We start from the raw sequence: 1,203 nt of genomic DNA, 5'->3' as shown, positions 1-1,203 counted from the left end.
GCGGGCGCCGTCGGGGCGGCGGCGGTGGGCAGCCCCAGGCGCGCCGGGTCCAGGCGTTGGGCCTGGGGTTCGATGCCCGCGCTGCTGGCACAGCCGGCCAGCAGCGCCGCCAGCGCGAGGGGCGTCAGCAGCAACGCGGTGCGGGAAGACAGGAAGGGGGATTTCATGGGTGGGCTCGTCAACGGAACGGATGGGGAATGGCCAGGGGCATCAGGGGTTGTCGCTGCGCAGGCGGTCGCCGTTGTTGGCCATGCGCTGCAGCAGGTCGCGCAGCGTCAGCCACTCTTCGTGCGAGAAGCCCGCCAGGTGCTGGTTGAGCAGGTCGGACAACACCGCCGGCACGTGTTCGAGCGCCGCCTCGCCTTCGGGCGTGAGCCGCACGTGCACCACGCGCCGATCCTGCAGCGACCGCTCGCGGCGGCACAGGCCCTTCTTCTCCAGGCGGTCGAGCAGGCGCGTCATGGCGCCCGCGTCGGTGTTGTGCCAGCGTGCGAGTTCGGCCACCGTCATGCTGTCTGCGGTCTTGAGTCGCATCAGCGGGCCCCATTGCGCGGTGGTCAGGTCGTGCGAGGCCAAGCGCCGGTCAGCCTGCTGGCCCATCGACAGCAGGATGCGCTTCATGAGAAAGCCCACGCTCTCTTCGGCGGTAAAACGCTCGGCTTCGTAAAAGCGGGGGGCGCCATCAAGGGGCAAGGAGGGATGGGCAGCGGGGTCTGACGGTGACATGGCGGCAAATGTACAGGCAATTACTGCCTAGGCAATTAAAGCCCGGGCAAATAGTACCGCTGTCCGCAGGGTCTTTGCCCACACCGCGTAAGCTGCCGGCATGACCGCCCTGCTCCGCCACCTCTGCCTGCCCGAATGGCGCCACCACCCCTGGCGCACGGGCGTGGCGGTGGCGGCCATCGCGCTGGGCGTGGCGCTGTCGCTGGCGGTGCACCTGATCAATGCATCGGCGCTGGCCGAGTTCACGGGCGCGGTGAGCGCCGTCAACGGCCAGCCCGACCTGACCCTGCGCGCGCGCCAGGGCTGGCTGGACGATGCACTGCATGAGCGGATGGCCGCCCGCCCCGGCGTCGCCCAGGCCAGCCCGGTGATCGAGCAGACCGCCGCCCTGCACCTGCCCGACGGCCGGCGCGAGGCGGTGCGCGTGGTGGGGGTGGACGCGCTGTCGACCGCCGCCGTCTCGCCCGCGCTGCAGCC

2 protein-coding genes are annotated in these 1,203 nt (G+C 71.0%); one reads left to right on the top strand and one right to left on the bottom strand.

The window, feature by feature from the left end; all coding sequences use genetic code 11:
- Positions 1–210: 210 nt before the first annotated feature.
- Entirely contained in the window at positions 211–726 is a 516-nt protein-coding gene (locus QQK43_RS23105) for a MarR family winged helix-turn-helix transcriptional regulator (protein ID WP_234263055.1), read from the bottom strand.
- 100 nt (positions 727–826) lie between these two features.
- On the opposite strand from QQK43_RS23105, the gene QQK43_RS23100 reads away from it, so the two are divergent.
- On the top strand, positions 827–1,203 hold a 377-nt coding region (locus QQK43_RS23100; RefSeq protein ID WP_370465347.1), incomplete at its 3' end, for an ABC transporter permease.

Origin of the sequence: Hydrogenophaga electricum, assembly GCF_030160815.1 — a bacterium.
GTDB lineage: Bacteria > Pseudomonadota > Gammaproteobacteria > Burkholderiales > Burkholderiaceae_C > Hydrogenophaga > Hydrogenophaga electricum.
This window is presented reverse-complemented; position numbering and strand designations above follow the sequence as displayed.

Coding starts and splice junctions, on each gene's coding strand:
- QQK43_RS23105 (WP_234263055.1), bottom strand. CDS start 726: ATGTCACCGTCAGACCCCGCTGCCCATCCCTCCTTGCCCCTTGATGGC.